The organism is Nonomuraea sp. NPDC048892 (genome assembly GCF_040649735.1).
Taxonomy (GTDB): domain Bacteria; phylum Actinomycetota; class Actinomycetes; order Streptosporangiales; family Streptosporangiaceae; genus Nonomuraea; species Nonomuraea maheshkhaliensis.
In genome coordinates, this window is record NZ_JBEZFZ010000046.1 from 37,150 (window position 1) to 53,048 (window position 15,899).

Here is a 15,899-nt window from a genome sequence, read left to right on the forward strand (position 1 = left end):
GACGGCCGGGGACGCCGGCCCGCCAGTGGCCCGGCGTCCCGTCGCGTGATCTCCGCTAACGTCGGATCCATGCGGCTTCACGTGGGATGCGCGATGTGGACACACGCGCGCTGGCGCGGACGTTTCCTGCCCGGCCACCTCGACCAGGGCGACCGCCTGCGGGCCTACGCGAGCTGGTGCGACGCCGTGGAGGGCAACACCACGTTCTACGCGACCCCGTCACGGGCGGCGGTGGAGTCCTGGGCGGCCCAGACCGATCCCGGTTTCCGGTTCGTGATCAAGCTGCCGAAGCCGATCACCCACGAACGCCGCCTCAGGGGCGCCGAGGCGGACGTGGCCGCGTTCCTGGACGTCATGGAGCCGCTGGGCCCGCGTGTGCACGCGTTCTGGATCCAGCTTCCCGGCTCGTTCTCCCCTGCCGAGCTGGGCGCCCTGGCCGCGTTCCTGCGCGCGCTGCCCGGCGGGCACCGCTACGCCGTCGAGGTGCGTCACCGTGCCTTCTTCGAGGACGAACGCTCGGCGCGGCTGCTGGAGCGGGTGCTGGCGACCGTGTCGGCCGAGTGGGTCCCGTTCGACACGAACGTGATGTTCGCGAGCCCGCCCACCAGCGACGCCGAGCGCGACGCCTGGACGAAGAAGCCGCGCGTGCCCCGGCGGACCCGCGCGCTCACCGCGCATCCGATCGTCCGCTACCTCGGCCGCGACGACGAGGAGCGGACGGTCGAGGGCTGGCGGCCGTGGGTGGAGACGGTGGCGGAGTGGCTGCGCGAGGGGCGCTCGCCCACGGTGTTCGTGCACACGCCGGACAACGCGGAGGCGCCGCGGCTGGCCCGCCGTTTCCACGACGAGGTACGCGCCCGCGTCCCCGCGCTGGCCCCGCTGCCCGAGCCGATGCCCCTGGAGAGCCCCGACGAGCCGCTGACCCTCTTCTGATCAGAACAGGGTCAGCGAACGAGGCAGGGGCGCTTGGGGTCGAAGACCCAGCCCTCCACCAGATATCGCATGGCCACGGCGTCGTCGCGGGCGCCGAGGCCGTGGCGCAGGTAGAGCTCGTGCGCCCGCTCCAGCGCCTCCCGGTCCAGCTCGACGCCGAGCCCCGGCGTGGCAGGCACGTCGATCGCGCCGCCGGTGATCTGGAACGGCTTCGTCGTCAGCGCCTGGCCGTCCTGCCAGATCCAGTGCGTGTCCAGCGCCGTGATCTCGCCCGGAGCGGCGGCCCCGACGTGGGTGAACATCGCGAGTGAGATGTCGAAGTGGTTGTTGGAGTGCGAGCCCCACGTCAGCCCGAAGTCGTGGCAGAGCTGGGCCACCCGCACCGACCCCGCCATGGTCCAGAAGTGCGGGTCGGCGAGCGGGATGTCCACGGCGTCCGAGCGGACGGCGTGGGCCAGCTCCCGCCAGTCCGTGGCGATCATGTTGGTCGCCGTCGGCAGCCCGGTGGCCCGCTTGAACTCGGCCATGGTCTCCCGCCCCGAGAAGCGGCCCTCCGCCCCGCACGGGTCTTCGGCATAGGCCAGGACGCCGCCGAGCCCCCGGCAGAGCCGGACGGCGTCGGCCAGCAGCCAGCCGCCGTTGGGGTCGAGGGTGACCCGGGCGTCGGGGAAGCGGCGGGCCAGCGCGGTGACCGCCTCGATCTCCTGCTCGCCGGCCAGCACGCCGCCCTTGAGCTTGAAGTCGGTGAAGCCGTAACGCTCCTGGGCGGCCTCGGCCAGCGCGACCACCGCGTCGGGGGTGAGCGCCTCGCGGCGGCGCAGCTCGGACCAGCGGTCGCCGGCGCCGTCGTCCACGAGGTAGGGCAGGTCGGTCTTTCCCGGGTCGCCGACGTAGAACAGGTAGCCCAGCATCGGCACCCGGTCGCGCTGCCGGCCCTCGCCGAGCAGGTCGGCCACGGGCAGGCCGAGGAACTGGCCGTGCAGGTCGAGCAGGCAGGACTCCAGGCCGGTGACGGCGTGGACGGTGGTGCGCAGGTCGAAGGTCTGCTGCCCGCGCCCGCCCGCGTCGCGGCCGGCGAACCGCTCGGCGACCGAGCGCAGCAGCGTGCGGTATCGGGCCACCGGCCGGCCGGTCAGCAGCCCGGCCGCCTCCTCGACGGTCTTGCGGATGGCCTCGCCGCCGGGCACCTCGCCCAGCCCGGTGCGGCCGTCGGAGTCGGTGACGATGACGACGTTGCGGGTGAAGAACGGCCCGTGCGCGCCGCTGAGGTTGAGCAGCATGCTGTCGTACCCGGCGACCGGCACGACCTCGACGCCGCTGATGGTGGGTGACATGCGCCCCGCCCCTAGCTGATCTTGTTGATGAGGGCGGTCAGCTCGGCGAGCTCGCCGTCCTTCAGGTTCTGCAGCGGCGGGCGCACCGGCCCCGCCGGACGGCCGACGGCGGTCAGGCCCGCCTTGATGATCGACACAGCGTACCCCTTCATCCGGTCGCGGATGTCGAGGTAGGGGATGACGAACTCGCGGATGCGCCGGTAGACGGCCTCGCGGTCCTGGGCGCGGACGTCGGCGTAGAAGTCGAGCGCGTACTGCGGCACGAAGTTGAAGATCGCCGAGGAGTACGTGCTCATGCCGAGCTGCAGCAGCGGCAGGGCGAAGGTCTCGGCCGTGGGCAGGCCGCCGATGTAGGCCAGGCGGTCGCCGACGGCGGCGTAGATGCGGGTGAGGTTCTCGATGTTCCCGACGCCGTCCTTGAAGCCCACGAGCGTCTCGTTCCGCTCGGCCAGGGCCGCCACGGAGCGGTCGTTCAGCACGGCGTTGGCCCGGCTGTAGACGATCACGCCCAGGCCGGTGGCGGCGCAGACCGCGGAGACGTGCTCGACCAGGCCCTCCTGACCGGCCTCCGTGAGGTAAGGAGGCATCAGCAGCACGCCGTCGGCCCCGGCGGCCTCGGCCGCCTTGGCCTGGGCCACGGCGGTCGCGGTGCCGCCGGTGGCGGGGGCCACGACCGGGAGCCTGCCGTTCACCTCGTCCACCGCCACCCGTACCACGCGGTCGATCTCGGCGGCGGTCAGCGAGAAGCCCTCGCCGGTGCCGCCGGCTGCGAACAGGCCGGCCACCGGATATCCGCTCAGCCAGGACAGGTGATCGCGGTAGGCGGCCTCGTCGAACTCCAGCTCGGCGGTGAAATGCGTGACGGGGAAGGAGAGCAGGCCGCTCTTGAGCCGCGTGGCGAGCTCTTGTGGGGAGTAACTGGGCATCGCGGGCGCTCCTCGCTTCACATGCGGCTGTGGGATCTCCCCGCACCGCCGGTAAGGTCTGACGCTCGCCAGGCTAAGGAGGTGGGACAATTCCTGTCCAAGTGCGATTCTGAATCCGGTGATACCGGCAGGGCATCATGGTCCTAGGGCGGGCAGCAGTTCCAGCACGCGGCCGAGCGCGGGGTTGGTCGAGGTGCGGTCCCAGATGACGTGCAGCTCGACGGGTTCGCCTGAGCCGCCGCCCTCGTCGAGGGGGTCGCCGCCGCCGCGGACGAGGTCGCAGAAGGAGACGCCGTCCACGCCGAGCGAGCGCGCGCTGGCCGGGGCCAGGGCGACGCCGCGACCGGCCGCCACGAGCAGCACGGCGGTGAGGATCTGGTGCACCTGCTGCTCGATGCGCGGATGGGCGTTGGTGAGGAAACGGACGGTCAGCTCGTGGAAGTAACGCGACTGGACCGGGTTGTAGCTGACCACCGGCAGGCCGTCGAAGTCGTCGGGCGCGAGCGGCCGGCCCAGCTCGGCCAGCCGGTGCCCGGCGGGCACCACCGCGCACAGCGGCTCGCGGAAGACCACGCGGGAGTCGAGCGTGGCGATGTCGAACGGCGGGCGGGCCAGGCCCAGGTCGAGTTCGCCGCGCAGCAGGCCGTCCACCTGCCCGGCGGTCACCCGTTCGTGCAGGATGACGTCGATCTCGGGCAGCCGCTCCGACAGCCGCCGCAGCAGCGCGCCCAGCATGCTGATCGCCGAGACGGCGGTGAACCCGAGGCGTACGGTGCCCGCCGCGCCGCTGGCGATCCTGCGGGCCCGATCGCCCGCCGTGTCGACGAGCGAGAGCATGCGCCGCGCGTCGTCCAGGAAGGCGCGACCGGCGTCGGTGAGGACCACGCGCCGGTTGTCGCGCTCCAGCAGAGTCACGCCGACCGAGCGCTCCAGCTTCTGGATGTGACGGCTGAGCGGGGGCTGGGTCATGCGCAGCCGGTCGGCCGCGCGGCCGAAGTGCAGCTCCTCGGCGACGGCCACGAAGGCCCGGATCTGATCCAGTGTCAGCATGATGCGCGTAGAGTATCATTCGATACCAAATTGAGCCTGGACAGGCATCGAGGCACGTCCATAGTCTCCGGAGACTGACGAGCGGAAACCTTGCCGTAACCTTACGCAACCCCCTCACTCCGCTCCATAGCACACCACGGGCGGCATTCCGCCCGGGCAAAGGAGAAGTCCATGCCGACATCTCGGCCAGCCTCCCGCCGCATCCTCGTGAGCGTCGCCGGCGCTGCCGCCGCGATCGCGCTGACGGCGTGTGGCGGCGTCAAGACGACCTCCTCCGGTGGCGGCGACGGCGAATATCCGTCCGGCAACATCGAGTTCAGCGTCGGCGCCTCCGCCGGCGGCTCGACCGACCTCATCACCCGGGCGCTCGCCCAGGGCATGGCCAAGGAGCTCGGCGTCTCCGCGCCCGTGCTCAACAAGCCCGGTGCCAACGGCGCGCTCAACGCCAAGGAGCTGCAGTCGGCCAAGCCCGACGGCTACAAGATCGCCGTGCAGAACGCCTCGCTCTTCACGATCACGCCGCTCACGGTGTCGGCCGCCGAGGCCACGAAGATCGACTCGTTCGACGTCATCACCGGTATCTCGCGCGACGACTACGTCATGGCGACCAACTCCCAGTCCGGCTACAAGTCCATCGAGGACATGAAGAAGGCCGGCAAGACGATCCGCTACGGCACCACGGGCGTCGGCACCGGCGCGCAGCTCGCCTCGGCGCTGACGTTCAAGACCGCCGGCATCGAGGCCACGGCCGTGCCGTTCGACGGCGGTGCCCCCGCCCTGACCGCCCTGCTGGGCAACCAGGTCGACGTCTCCACCATGCAGATCGGCGAGGCCATCGAGAACGTCAAGGCGGGCAAGCTCGTGCCGCTCGCCGTCTTCTCGAAGGAGCGCATCCCCTACCTGCCGGACGTGAAGACGGCCAAGGAGCAGGGCTTCGACGTCCTGGTGACGCAGTACCGCTTCCTGACCGCGCCCAAGGGCACGCCGGAGAACGTCAAGACCAAGCTGCTCGACGCCGCGAAGAAGGTGTTCGCCACGCCGGAGTACAAGAAGTTCAACGAGGAGAACTCGCTCACCCCGATGGAGGTCGCGCCGCAGGAGGTGCTCACCTCGCTGCAGAACGACTCCACCACGTACAAGGCGCAGCTGGACAAGTTCGGCATCAGCCTGGCCGGCTGAGCGCGGCCCCCCGCTAAGGAGTGCGCATGTCCCCGCCCGACCCCACCGCCTCTCATCCGGACCCCGGCTCGGCCCCGCCCGAGCCGGACCGGCCCGGTGCGGCGCCGCTGGACGACGCCGACGCGCTGCAGGCCGAGGCCGACCGGCTCCAGGCCGAGCTGGAGGAGGCCAGGCCGCCGCACGCGGGCCCGTTCGCGCAGCTCGGCGCGGCTGTGGTGGCCCTGGCCGCGGGCGTGTTCGGGGCCGTCGTGTCGTACACGCTCGGCCTCGGGCAGCTCACCCAGCCGGGTCCCGGCCTGTGGCCGTTCGCCATCAGCATCGTCATCATCGTGCTGTCGGCGACGCTGGCCTTCACCGGCCGCGGGCTGCAGGACACCGAGCGCTTCTCCCGGTCGAGCCTGCTCACCGTCGTCGGCCTGGTGACGCTGGTCGGGCTCGCCTCTCTGCTGCCGGTGATCGGTTTCGAGATCCCCTCGCTGCTGCTCATGTTCGTCTGGCTGCGCTGGCTGGGCAAGGAGTCGTGGCGCTCGTCCATCGTGATCAGCATCGGCGCCGTGGCCGCGTTCTACGTGCTCTTCGTGCTGCTGCTGTCGATCCCGCTCCCGCGACTCATCTGAGAAAGTCACATGGACATCTCCCCGATCCTCGACGGCTTCGGCGTCGTCCTCGAACCGGCCAACCTGCTCTACTGCCTGATCGGCGTGATCATCGGCATGCTGATCGGCGTGCTGCCCGGCCTCGGGCCCGGCGCGACGATCGCGATCCTGCTGCCGATCACGTACGGCATCGGCCCCGTGTCGGCGATCATCATGCTCGCCGGCATCTTCTACGGCGCCCAGTACGGCGGCACGATCACCTCGGTGCTGCTCCGCCTGCCCGGTGAGGCGTCCTCGGTGGTGACCGTCTTCGACGGGTTCGCGCTGGCCAAGCAGGGCCGGGCGGGCACCGCGCTGGGCATCGCGGCCATCGGCTCCTTCGTCGGCGGCACGATCTCGATCCTCGCCCTGACGCTGGTCGCCCCGGTCGTGGCCGGGTTCGCGCTCGACTTCGGCCCGCCCGAGTACGCCGCTCTGGGCATCCTCGGCGTGCTGCTGATCTCCTCGGTCGGCAACGGCAACCGGCTCAAGGCCATCATCGCCGCCTGCGTCGGCCTGCTGCTCGCGACCGTCGGCCGCGACACCTTCACCGGCGCCGAGCGCTTCACCTTCGGCAGCCTCGACCTCGCCGAGGGCATCGACTTCATCCCGATCGCCATGGGCCTGTTCGGCCTCAGCGAGATCCTCTACAACCTGGAGGAACGGCACAACCAGGTCCACTCCCCCGCCAAGGTCGGCAACGTCTGGCCGTCGCGCAAGGACCTCGGGCAGGCCAAGGGCGCGATCGGGCGCGGCTCGCTCATCGGGTTCGTGCTCGGCGTGCTGCCCGGCGGTGGCGCGGTGCTGTCGTCTCTGGCCGCGTACGCGCTGGAGAAGCGGCGCGCCAAGCAGCCCGAGCGTTTCGGCCGGGGCGCGATCGAGGGCGTGGCCGCGCCCGAGACGGCCAACAACGCCGCCGCCACCTCCTCGTTCATCCCGCTGCTGACGCTCGGCATCCCGGCGAACGCGACCATGGCCCTGATCTTCGGCGCGCTGCTCATCCAGGGCATCCAGCCGGGGCCGCAGCTGGTCACCGAGCATCCGGACGTGTTCTGGGGCGTCATCAACTCGATGTACATCGGCAACATCCTGCTGCTGATCATGAGCATTCCGATGGTCGGGGTGTTCGTCCGGATCCTGCGGGTACGGCCGGCCATCCTGGCCCCGATCACGGTGCTCATCACGCTGCTGGGCGCGTACACGGTGAACAACAAGGTGTACGACGTCTTCATGGTGATCGTGTTCGGCGTGCTGGGGTACCTGATGAAGAAGTTCGGCTTCGAGCCGGGGCCGCTGGTGCTGGCGTTCGTGCTGGGCTCGATGATCGAGAACTCGTCGCGGCAGTCGCTGCTGATCTTCGGCGGCGATCCTGCGGGATTCTTGACCCGCCCCATCTCCGGGACGGTGCTGGCGCTGGTCGTGATCGTCGCGGTCTGGCCGCTCATCCGCAAGGCGCTGCGCCGCAAGACCCCCGATCGTGTGGAGGAGACTGTTTCATGACCATCCTCGTCGGTTACCTGCCCACGCCCGAGGGCGAGGCCGCCGTCGACGCCGGCCTGCGCGAGGGCAGGCTGCGCGGAGAGCGCGTGATCATCGTCAACTCGCCACGGCGCGGCGCCCCCGTGGACGAGCGCAAGATCGACGACGCGGCCGGCTCGGAGCTGCTGCGGCGGGCCCGTGAAGCCGGGGTGGACGCTGAGCTGCGCCAGCCGCTGCACGACGACGACCTGCCCGAGACGTTCGAGCAGCTGGTCAGGGAGAGCGGCGGCACGCTCATCGTCATCGGGCTGCGGCACCGGTCGCTGGTGGGCAAGTTCATCCTGGGCAGCGAGGCCCAGCGGATCCTCATGGAGGCCAGCGTGCCCGTACTGACCGTGAAGGCCCCTGCCGTGCGAGCCGAGCTTTGAGCCCGCGCGAGGCGGGCCGGGTCAGCAGGGTGGTCGTCACCCCGGTCGCCTTCCGCGACCCGCCGCTGCTCAACGTGGTGGGAGTGCACCAGCCGTACGTGCTGCGCGCGATCGTCCAGGTGCACACCGATGCCGGGCTGGTGGGCCTGGGTGAGACGTACGCCGACCAGTCCCACCTCGACCGGCTCGGCGCGGTGGCCGCCGCGCTGCCCGGCGCGGACGTGTTCGACCTCAACGCGCTGCGCGCGACCGTGGTGAAGACGCTCGGGGAGGGTACCGGCGGCGCGGGCGCGAGCTTCGGCGGCATGCTGGAGATCTCCAGCGCCGTGGACACCGTGGTGGCGCCGTTCGAGGTGGCGCTGCTCGACCTCCAGGGCAGGGCGCTCGGCCGCCCGGTGAGCGACCTGCTCGGCGGCGCCGTACGCGACCGCGTCCCCTTCTCGGGTTACCTGTTCTACAAGTGGGCCGGCCATCCGGGCCACGACGACGACTCGTGGGGCGAGGGCCGCACACCCGAGCAGATGGTCGCCCAGGCCCGGCGGATGGTCGACGAGTACGGCTTCACCGCGCTCAAGCTCAAGGGCGGCGTGTACGAGCCCCGCCACGAATACGAGACCGTCGAGGCCCTGGCCGACGCCTTCCCCGGCCACGCGCTGCGCATCGACCCCAACGGCGCCTGGACCGTCGAGACCTCCGTCCAGGCGGCCGAGCGGCTGTCGGGCGTGCTGGAGTACCTGGAGGACCCGACTCCCGGCATCCCCGGCATGGCGGAGGTCTCCCGGCAGACCTCGATCCCCCTGGCCACGAACATGTGCGTCATCGCCTTCGAGCACCTCAAGCCGGCCGTCGCCGCCGACGCGGTGCAGGTCGTGCTGTCGGACCACCACCTGTGGGGCGGGCTGCGCCGCTCGGCGCTGCTGGGCGGCATCTGCGAGACGTTCGGGCTCGGCCTGTCGATGCACTCCAACTCGCACCTGGGCGTGAGCCTGGCCGCCATGACGCATCTCGCGGCGGCGACCCCGAACCTCACGTACGCGTGCGACACCCACTACCCGTGGAAGACGGAGGAGGTCGTCAAGCCGGGGGCGCTGGAGTTCCGCGACGGGAGCGTGGCCGTGCCCACCGGGCCCGGCCTGGGCGTGGAGCTGGACGAGGACGCGCTGGCGGCGCTGCACGAGCAGTACGTCGCGTGCGGGCAGCGGGGGCGGGAGGACACCGCGTACATGCGCTCGATCGTCCCGGACTTCACCCCGAGCACGGCCCGCTGGTGACGTGATTTTTCAGGGCACCTGGAGTGCTGACCGGGAGCCTCGGCCGGAGCCCTAGGGCGCCTGGAGGCGGGCGCGGGAGTTGGACAGGTGCAGCCGCATCGCCGCCCGCGCCGCCGCGGCGTCCTGGTCGGCGACGGCGCGGTAGATGTTCTCGTGCTCCAGGGTCACCCGGGTGAAGTGGGTGGCGTCGGACACCGTGTAGACGTGCGGCAGCCGCGTGCGCGGCAGCATGATCATCATCGGCCCGAGCGAGGCGAGCAGGTCGGAGTAGAACCGGTTCCCCGACGCGAGCGCGACCTTGAGGTGGAAGGCGTAGTCGGCCTCGACCGCGTGGCCCGGCTGCTCGCCGGAGCGCCCGAGGTCGACCAGGGCCCGCTCGATCGCCTTGAGCTGCAGGTCCGTCCGGCGCTCCGCGGCCAGCCCGGCCGCCTCCGACTCGACGCCGATCCGGAAGTCGATCATGTCGAGCACGTCGCGGTGAGTGCGGATGCCGGACGCCTCCACGGAGAAGGCCGTCGAGGCGGGCAGCGCGAGCACGAACGACCCGCGCCCCTGGAAGGTCTCGACCAGCCCCGCGGCCTGCAGCCGCGAGACGGCCTCGCGGACCACGGTGCGGCTGACGCCGAACTCCTGGATGAGGGAGGACTCGGTGGGCAGTTTCTGGCCGGGCTGGATCTCGCCGGCCAGGATGCGGGCCTTGAGCCGTTCGACGAGCTCGTGCGCGAGCCCGCGCCCGCTGTCACGGTCGAGCCTGCGCCCGGTGTCGCGGTCGGCCTCGCGCGCGCTGCCGGGCTGGTGCGCGCTGCCGGGCTGGTGCGCGCTGCCGGGCCTGGGCCCGGTGTCGCGGCCGGCCTTGGGGTCGGGGGGCACGGCTGACAAATCTACCCGCCTCCGAGGATGACGTCGTCGAGCCGCCAGTCCCGGGCGTGCGCGGCCAGGGTGAGGCCGAGGCCGGGCCGTTCGGGCACGAGCATGCGCCCGTCCCTGATCTCGGGCCGCTCCTCGAACAGCGGCGAGAGCCATTCGATGTGCTCGACCCAGGAGTCGCGCGGGTAGGCGGCGGCCAGGTGCACGTGGATCTCCATCACGAAGTGCGGCGCGACCTGGAGGTGGGCGTGGTCGGCGAGGGCGGCGATCTTGAGGTAGGGGGTGATGCCACCGACGCGGGGGGCGTCGGGCTGGAGGAAGCCGGCGGCACGCAGGTCGATCAGACGTACGTGCTCGGCCACGCTGGACAACATCTCACCGGTGGCGATCGGCGTGTCGAGCGCGGCGGCGAGCTGGGCGTGACCCTCGGCGTCATAGGCGTCCAGCGGCTCCTCGATCCACACCAGCCCCAGATCCTCCACCGCCCGCCCGAACCGCAACGCACTCGCCCGATCCCACTGCTGGTTGGCGTCCACCATCAACGGCACCCCGTCCCCCAGATGCTCCCGAACCGCCGCCAACCGCCGCAGATCCTCCCGCATGTCCGGCTGCCCCACCTTGATCTTGATCCCCCCGATGCCCTCCGCCAAGGACTGGGAAGCGCGCGCCTTCACCTCCTCGATCGGGGCCTGGAGATAGCCGCCGGAGGTGTTGTAGACCCGTACCGAATCGCGATAGGAGCCGAGCAGCTTCGCCAGCGGCAACCCCGCCCGCTTCGCCTTCAGATCCCACAACGCCACATCGATCGCCGCCAGCGCCTGCGTCGCCACCCCCGACCGGCCCACCGACGCCCCCGCCCACAACAACCGCTCATACACCCGGCCGATGTCCGACGGATCCTCACCCAGCAGGTTCTCCCCCACCTCCTTGGCATGCGCGTACTGCGCCGGCGTGCCGGCCCTGGTCGTGTAGGAGAAGCCCAGCCCCTCCAGGCCGTCGCCAGTGGTGATCTCGCAGGTCAGGACGTCGAGCTGGGACAGGGGCCGCTGCCGTCCCGTGGCCACTTTGGCGTCGCTCACGGGCCGCTCCAGCGGCACCGCGTAGCGGCCGAACCGCACGGCGCCGACGGCCCCTGACGTGACGCGCGCCCGCGTGCCGGACACGGCCTACGCCTTTCCGAACTCGACGCTGTCCACGGTCCACTTGCGGCACTGCTCGCTCAGCGTGATCCCGAGCCCCGGCCGGTCGGGGACGATCATGCGTCCGTCGCGGGTTTCGAGCCGCTCCTCGAACAGCGGGTTGAGCCACTCGAAGTGCTCGACCCAGGGCTCGCGCGGGTAGGCGGCGGCCAGGTGGAGGTGGATCTCCATGGCGAAGTGCGGCGCGAGCTGCAGCCCCGCGTGGTCGGCCAGGGTGGCCAGGCGCAGGAAGGCGGTGATGCCACCGACGCGGGGGGCGTCGGGCTGGATGATGTCGGCGGCGCGGGCCTCGATGAGGCGTACGTGCTCGGCCACGCTGGACAACATCTCACCGGTGGCGATCGGCGTGTCGAGCGCGGCGGCGAGCTGGGCGTGACCCTCGGCGTCATAGGCGTCCAGCGGCTCCTCGATCCACACCAACCCCAGATCCTCCACCGCCCGCCCGAACCGCAACGCACTCGCCCGATCCCACTGCTGGTTGGCGTCCACCATCAACGGCACCCCGTCCCCCAGATGCTCCCGAACCGCCGCCAACCGCCGCAGATCCTCCCGCATGTCCGGCTGCCCCACCTTGATCTTGATCCCCCCGATCCCGTCCGCCAAGGACTGGGAGGCCCGCTCCTTCACCTCCTCGATCGGCGCGTGCAGGAAGCCGCCCGAGGTGTTGTACGTCCTGACGGAGTCGCGGTAGGAGCCGAGCAGCTTCGCCAGCGGCAGCCCCGCCCGCTTCGCCTTCAGATCCCACAACGCCACATCGATCGCCGCCAGCGCCTGCGTCGCCACCCCCGACCGGCCCACCGACGCCCCCGCCCACAACAACCGCTCATACACCCGGCCGATGTCCGACGGATCCTCACCCAGCAGGTTCTCCCCCACCTCCTTGACATGCGCGTACTGCGCCGGTCCGCCGGCTCGCTTGCTGTAGCTGAAGCCGGTGCCGCCGTGGCCGTCCTCGGTCGTGATCTCGGCGAAGAGGAAGGCGATCTCGGTCATCGGCTTCTGCCGTCCGGTCAGGACTTTGGCGTCGCTGACGGGGACGTCGAGAGGGAGGGTGACGGAGGAGAGCGCGACGTGACGAATGCGGTCGGAAGCCATGGTGGTCCTCGGGCGTGGGGCGGCAGGATTCGTATGTCATCGTACAAATCCATAAGTCATCTGACAACTCGCTCAGCTGCTGAGGCCGAGCCGGGTGCGCACGGCGGCCAGGATGTCGTGCGGGAGCGGGGCGTAGCCGTACAGAGCGAGGTAGGACTGGCCGGCGTCGCCCGCGGTGTAGCTCAGGAAGGTCTGCACCAGCGGGTCGGCGTCGCCCTGGCAGGTGACCTCGTAGGTGATCATGACGATGGGATAGGCGCCCGGGATCCTGGTCCGGTAGTCGAACTCCACGATCGGGCCGTTCTCGGTGTTGACGACCTTGGCGCCCTCCATCGCCAGGGTGGCGCTCTCGGGCGAGAGTTCGACGAAGCGCCCGGAGGCGTTGCGGATCTTGGCGATGCGCAGGCGGGCGTTGCTGGCGTAGCCGTACTCGACGTACCCGATGGAACCCTCCGAGTACTGGACGACCTGGACGATCCCGTCAGAACCCCCGATCGGCCGCCCCGCACCCCGCCACACCATCGACGGCTCGTCCGGCCACCGGCCCGTCGCCCGCAGGAACGCGGTGAAGTTGTGCGTCGTGCCCGAGTCGCCGGCGCGGTGGACGGGCCGGACCCGCGCGTCCGGCATCCGCACGCCGGGGTTGTCGGCGCGGATCTCCTTGGCGTCCCATCGGGTGATCCGCCCGGTGAAGATGCCGGTCAGCGTGGCCGGCGACAACCTCAGATCCGGTACGGACGGCAGGTTGTACGCCAGCGCCACCGGCCCGATCACCATGGGCAGATGCAACGCCCTGCCACCGCAGCGCCGGTCGGCCCGTTCCTGATCCCTCGGCGGCATGCGGATGTCGGACCCGGCGAACGCGGTGGCGCCGGCGATGAAGTCCCGGATGCCGGCCCCCGACCCGTTGGCGCGGTAGTCCACCCGGAACTCGGGATGGATCCGCTGGAACTCGGCCCGCCAGGCGTCCATCGCCCCCTTCTGCGCGGTCGACCCGGACCCGGTGATCGACTTCACGATCCTGGTCCCGCCGGTCCCCTTGTTCCCGCTGGTGAAGTATCGGATCCCGCACAGGGTGACGACGCCCGCGGTCAGGACCAGGGCGACTAGCAGCCCCGGCCACGCGACCCGCTTCAGGTTTGCCACCCCGCCCAGCTTAGGAAGCACCCGTTCCCGCGCACCTCGATCAACCGTCAAGCCGGCCGCATGAGTCCGTCATTTCCCTCTTTGCGTGCCAGCTCACGGACGGCGGGGAGACGGGTCGCCTCAACCGGGTGCGGGTTCCGTTCCTCCTTCAGCGGCCAACCGCGCGACCGCGGATTCGAGCTGGCGGACCCGCCGTTGAACGATGTTCCAGCGATATTCCGGCGGCAACTCGTGCGTGGCCCGGGTGGCCTGCCGGAGGGTCTCCTTCGGCTCACCTCCCGCCACCCGGCAGAAGGCCCGATCGAGCTGTATCAGCGTGCGGTCGAGCTGCTCGTGGTGGTCGTACAGCTTCAGCGCCTTGGTCAGATACACATAACCGTCGCGGAAGCAGCCCAACTCGACGAGGGCCTCGCCCAGGTGGAACAGCAGTTGCCTGCGCGTGTAGCCGAAGACCGGGTCGCTGCCCTCCACCGTCGCCAGCACCGATTCCCCTCTGCTCCGTGCCTCTTCGGCGGCGGCCCGTACGTCGTCTCGCGCAGGAAAGCCGATGCCGCGTCCTTGCTGCGCCAGCCGCGCCATGGCCCGTAACTCGGCGACGGGTGCCATGGCGCTGACCGCGCACACCTGCTTGTCCGCGAGGTCACCGGCCGCCCGCGCCAGTTTCAGGCTGTCGAGCGGGTCACCGTAGTAGTGCGGCAGCATGGATTGACGGACCATGACCCAAGCTCGCAGCGTGGGGTCCTCCGTCTCCTCCGCGGCCCGGCGGGCCGTTTCGAAGTACGAGCCGGCCGAGTCCCACAGGCCCAGATTGATCAGCAGCATGCCGATGAGACCGGCCAATCTCGCCGCGATCCGGTGCAGACGACGATGACAGTCGATCGGATGCCGCTGCTCACACAGCCGGCTGACCTCCCCGAAGTCCACCAGGACGTCGGTGAGCAGTTCGAGCGGCGCCGTCGCGGTGATGTACTGCTCACCGTGGCGGACAGTGCGCGCCTCCCACTCGTCGAGGACGGCCTCTGGCAGCACCGCACCGGCCAGCGTCGCGTCCATCCGCCGGCGGGCCAGAGCCAGACGGCGGTAGAGGCAGATGTCCCGTTCGGGGTTCTGAGCGCCCCCTTCCGGTTCGGGCCACGGCCTGGAGGCGGGTGGCGAGTCCAGGCCGGCCATGATGGCCAGCAGCGTGACCGTGGGGTCGGTGACCTGGTGGACGTGGCTCAGCACATTCTCCGCGGTGCGGGACAGCACGCTGTCCAGCTCCTCCTCGGACAGCTCGTCATGGCAGGCCTCATCGTCGATGCTCACCGTGGTGCGCCTCCCTCCTTCGCGCGTGCCGGATAGAGTCGCGCTCTCAGTGCTTTTCGTGCCTTCTTGAGCAGGTCGCGCACCTTCTGTGCGCTCAGGCCGAGATGATCGGCTATCTCGACAGCGGTGAAGCCGTCCACCCGCAGGGCCATCGCGATCATGCTGTTGCCGTCCAGCTCGCGGAGCGCTGCCAGCACGTCCAGGGACTCATCGGTCAGAACGGCGTGGTCCGGCCCTGATCGCTCCGGAGGTTCCTGTTCCCTCATGGTGGCCGGTAACGGCCGGCGACGTGGACCGGGCGGCCGCAGATACTTGTGGTACGCCACTTTGCGCAGATAGAGGGAGGGTCTTCGGACCGTGTCCCGCACCCAGTCCCAGCGGGCCCACACTTCTAGGAAAGCCTCCTGCGCGGCGTCCTCCGCCTCAGCTTTCGGAGCGCCGCAGCACAGCAGGAACCTCACCAGCAGGTGATACTCGCGATCGTAGAAGTCGAGGAAATCCCCGCGCACCGCGACGCGGTCTTCTGCCGGATCAGGGAGATGTTCCATCGGAAGGGGCAGGTGTTGATCATCGGTCGCCATCGTCGGAGGCTTTCGCGTGGGAGACAGGACCGAACTCGATCAGAATGCCGTGCTTGCCCAGATCAAGGATGCGACTGCCTTCAGGGAGCCGGCGTACGAGGTCACGCCGTGCCACCTCCCTGCTCTTCTCGCGGCTGACGACGCTGCGCAGCCACGCACCGACGACCGTGACACCGGCGACCAGCACGGCCGACACGGCGGCGGCCATTTGGACGGGATCCATGGTTTGCCTCCCTTACGGGGGGTTCGGAGGGGTGGATACCGAAGTCCCGCTCTACGTCTATAAGTGGCCGTCAGTCGCATTGATCGGGAGGAGTCATAGGCGATTGGTTCCGCAGCACCTGAAGCACTCGGCAAGCCGAACGCCCACCTCCGGTCTGCCGGGGGTGGGCGTGGGGGCGTTCGTACTACTTGAGCCAGGGGGTGCGCTGGACGATGGGGAGGTTGCCGAGGCCGAGGGTGGTGCCGGCG

At 70.5% G+C, this 15,899-nt stretch carries 16 protein-coding genes; 6 read left to right on the top strand and 10 right to left on the bottom strand.

What is annotated here, in order from left to right:
* Positions 1-69 precede the first annotated feature (69 nt).
* Complete coding sequence (locus tag AB0C28_RS54010) at positions 70-933, top strand: DUF72 domain-containing protein (RefSeq protein ID WP_358084993.1); 864 nt, start codon at positions 70-72, stop codon at positions 931-933.
* 11 nt (positions 934-944) lie between these two features.
* On the opposite strand, the gene AB0C28_RS54015 is transcribed toward AB0C28_RS54010, so the two are convergent.
* The 3 genes from AB0C28_RS54015 to AB0C28_RS54025 all read right to left on the bottom strand — a co-directional run bounded on the left by AB0C28_RS54015 (position 945) and on the right by AB0C28_RS54025 (position 4,243).
* Positions 945-2,267: an enolase C-terminal domain-like protein gene (locus tag AB0C28_RS54015; RefSeq protein ID WP_358084996.1), complete on the bottom strand. Its 1,323-nt coding sequence runs from the start codon at positions 2,265-2,267 to the stop codon at positions 945-947.
* 11 nt (positions 2,268-2,278) lie between these two features.
* Entirely contained in the window at positions 2,279-3,193 is a 915-nt protein-coding gene (gene kdgD / locus AB0C28_RS54020) for a 5-dehydro-4-deoxyglucarate dehydratase (RefSeq protein WP_357863020.1), read from the bottom strand.
* A 135-nt stretch (positions 3,194-3,328) separates the two neighbouring features.
* Entirely contained in the window at positions 3,329-4,243 is a 915-nt protein-coding gene (locus AB0C28_RS54025; protein ID WP_358084998.1) for a LysR family transcriptional regulator, read from the bottom strand.
* 171 nt (positions 4,244-4,414) lie between these two features.
* On the opposite strand from AB0C28_RS54025, the gene AB0C28_RS54030 reads away from it, so the two are divergent.
* Genes AB0C28_RS54030 through AB0C28_RS54050 form a run of 5 tightly spaced genes read left to right on the top strand, consistent with a single transcriptional unit; the run spans position 4,415 to position 9,235 of the window.
* Positions 4,415-5,422 carry a tripartite tricarboxylate transporter substrate binding protein gene (locus AB0C28_RS54030; protein ID WP_357863024.1) on the top strand — a complete coding sequence of 336 codons (1,008 nt, stop codon included), beginning with the start codon at positions 4,415-4,417 and terminating at the stop codon, positions 5,420-5,422.
* 26 nt (positions 5,423-5,448) lie between these two features.
* Positions 5,449-6,039 carry a tripartite tricarboxylate transporter TctB family protein gene (locus tag AB0C28_RS54035; RefSeq protein ID WP_357863025.1) on the top strand — a complete coding sequence of 197 codons (591 nt, stop codon included), beginning with the start codon at positions 5,449-5,451 and terminating at the stop codon, positions 6,037-6,039.
* Between the two features lie 9 nt (positions 6,040-6,048).
* Complete coding sequence (locus AB0C28_RS54040) at positions 6,049-7,557, top strand: tripartite tricarboxylate transporter permease (protein ID WP_358085001.1); 1,509 nt, start codon at positions 6,049-6,051, stop codon at positions 7,555-7,557.
* Positions 7,554-7,964, top strand: coding sequence for a universal stress protein (locus AB0C28_RS54045; RefSeq protein ID WP_357863029.1), 411 nt, complete (start codon positions 7,554-7,556; stop codon positions 7,962-7,964). Before AB0C28_RS54040 ends, AB0C28_RS54045 begins: the two co-directional genes overlap by 4 nt.
* The gene (locus AB0C28_RS54050) at positions 7,961-9,235 is read left to right on the top strand and encodes a glucarate dehydratase family protein (protein WP_358085004.1); all 1,275 of its coding nucleotides are present in this window, start codon (positions 7,961-7,963) and stop codon (positions 9,233-9,235) included. The genes AB0C28_RS54045 and AB0C28_RS54050 overlap by 4 nt, the downstream gene beginning before the upstream one ends.
* A 51-nt stretch (positions 9,236-9,286) precedes the next feature.
* Here the strand turns inward: AB0C28_RS54050 and AB0C28_RS54055 are convergent, their stop codons facing one another.
* The 7 genes from AB0C28_RS54055 to AB0C28_RS54085 all read right to left on the bottom strand — a co-directional run bounded on the left by AB0C28_RS54055 (position 9,287) and on the right by AB0C28_RS54085 (position 15,636).
* The gene (locus tag AB0C28_RS54055; RefSeq protein ID WP_358085007.1) at positions 9,287-10,105 is read right to left on the bottom strand and encodes a FadR/GntR family transcriptional regulator; all 819 of its coding nucleotides are present in this window, start codon (positions 10,103-10,105) and stop codon (positions 9,287-9,289) included.
* 11 nt (positions 10,106-10,116) lie between these two features.
* Positions 10,117-11,220 carry a mandelate racemase/muconate lactonizing enzyme family protein gene (locus tag AB0C28_RS54060; protein ID WP_358085026.1) on the bottom strand — a complete coding sequence of 368 codons (1,104 nt, stop codon included), beginning with the start codon at positions 11,218-11,220 and terminating at the stop codon, positions 10,117-10,119.
* Positions 11,221-11,268: 48 nt separating this feature from the next.
* Positions 11,269-12,396 carry a mandelate racemase/muconate lactonizing enzyme family protein gene (locus AB0C28_RS54065; protein WP_358085010.1) on the bottom strand — a complete coding sequence of 376 codons (1,128 nt, stop codon included), beginning with the start codon at positions 12,394-12,396 and terminating at the stop codon, positions 11,269-11,271.
* A gap of 72 nt (positions 12,397-12,468) precedes the next feature.
* Positions 12,469-13,542, bottom strand: coding sequence for a phosphate ABC transporter substrate-binding protein PstS (gene pstS, locus AB0C28_RS54070; RefSeq protein ID WP_358085012.1), 1,074 nt, complete (start codon positions 13,540-13,542; stop codon positions 12,469-12,471).
* A gap of 120 nt (positions 13,543-13,662) precedes the next feature.
* Positions 13,663-14,847, bottom strand: coding sequence for a hypothetical protein (locus tag AB0C28_RS54075; protein WP_357863038.1), 1,185 nt, complete (start codon positions 14,845-14,847; stop codon positions 13,663-13,665).
* Complete coding sequence (locus AB0C28_RS54080) at positions 14,844-15,428, bottom strand: sigma-70 family RNA polymerase sigma factor (RefSeq protein ID WP_358085015.1); 585 nt, start codon at positions 15,426-15,428, stop codon at positions 14,844-14,846. The genes AB0C28_RS54075 and AB0C28_RS54080 overlap by 4 nt, the downstream gene beginning before the upstream one ends.
* Entirely contained in the window at positions 15,415-15,636 is a 222-nt protein-coding gene (locus AB0C28_RS54085; protein ID WP_358085018.1) for a hypothetical protein, read from the bottom strand. The genes AB0C28_RS54080 and AB0C28_RS54085 overlap by 14 nt, the downstream gene beginning before the upstream one ends.
* Positions 15,637-15,899 lie beyond the last annotated feature (263 nt).